1 protein-coding gene is annotated in these 1,456 nt (G+C 63.4%); it reads left to right on the forward strand.

Annotated elements, in window-relative coordinates:
* Positions 1-90 precede the first annotated feature (90 nt).
* Entirely contained in the window at positions 91-1,302 is a 1,212-nt protein-coding gene (locus tag HLB44_RS36650) for an integrase core domain-containing protein (protein ID WP_173135803.1), read from the forward strand.
* The last annotated feature ends 154 nt before the right edge of the window (positions 1,303-1,456 follow it).

The following is a 1,456-nucleotide window of genomic DNA, read 5'->3' on the forward strand; positions in this document are numbered from 1 at the left end:
TGTACGACCCGGGCGCATGGTTGACAGATTTCTCTGGGCGGATGGTTGACACGAGAGGGGACGATGCGGGCTCGAAGGAGGAGCTTGCGGATGCCCTGGAAGGAAGTCAATCCGATGGACCTGAGAAAGCAATTTATCGCCGATTTCAGACGTGGCAAGCGCACGGTGATGGAGTTGTGCGCGATGTACGGGATCAGCCGAACGACGGCGTACAAGTGGATCGAGCGATACGAGTTGGCCGGTGCCGCAGAAGCTGGCGGCGACTGGGCAAAGGACCGCAGCCGAGCGGCGCACGTGGTGCACAACAAGACGGCGCCGGAGATCGAAGAGGCGCTGATGCGGCTGAGGCTGAGGTTTCCGAGATGGGGAGCTCGCAAGCTGGTGCACGAGGTGGGGCTGGCCAACCCGCAGTGGCAGATGCCGGGGGAGTCGACGGTGTGCGACATGCTCAAGAGGCGAGGGCTGATCGAGAGCAGGCCGCGCAGGAAGGCTGTGGGGCACCCCGGCAAGCCCAGCGTGCCGGTGCTGGGCCCCAACGACTGCTGGAGCGCGGACTACAAGGGCCAGTTCCGGTTGGGCAACGGGCAGTACTGCTACCCGCTGACGGTGACGGACAACCACAGCCGTTATCTGCTGGCGTGCCAAGGGCTGGAGGGTACGCTGCTGGAGCCGACGAAGGTGGTGTTCACGCGGGTGTTCAAGGAGTACGGTCTGCCCAGGAGAATCCGCACGGACAACGGGGTACCCTTCGCCGCACCTACGCTGGGCCGGCTGAGCCAGTTGTCGGTGTGGTGGATCAAGCTGGGCATCCTGCCGGAGCTGATTCAGCCAGGCAGGCCGCAGCAGAACGGGCGGCACGAGAGGATGCACAAGACGCTCAAGGACGAGGTCACCAAGCCCGCGGCGTACAGCCCGCAAGGGCAGCAGCGCAAGCTCAACGTGTTCAGGCATGAGTACAACGAACTGCGGCCACACGAGAGCCTGGACATGAGCAAACCGGGACAGATCTACGTGCCTTCGAGCAGGGCGATGCCGACGCGGCTGCTGCCGATGGAGTATCCGGACCGCTACGAGGTCAGGAAGGTCAGCACCGCGGGAGGCATCCGCTGGGGCAAGCAGTATGTCAACGTGACCAGCGCTCTGGTGGGCGAATACGTGGGGTTGGAAGCGGTCGAAGAGGGGCAGTGGGACGTGTACTTCGGGATGAAGAAGCTCGGCCGGCTCGACGAGCGCCACATGCGCATCGAAGACGAATGGGGCAGACTAAGACGCTGCGACCGCAAGCCGAAACAGGAGGATTGAGCGCGAAGGGTTGAGCAATGAGTACATTGCACAACCGGGGGCCTCCGGCGGCCTGGCGGGGGCCTCAAAACCAGAAAGGAAAGAGGCGATTCAACACCAACCAAGTGTCAGCTATCCGCCCAGAGAAAGTGTCAACCATCCGCCCGGCCGCTCA

It is taken from the genome of Pseudaquabacterium terrae (assembly GCF_013266755.1).
Taxonomy (GTDB): Bacteria; Pseudomonadota; Gammaproteobacteria; order Burkholderiales; family Burkholderiaceae_C; genus Pseudaquabacterium; species Pseudaquabacterium terrae.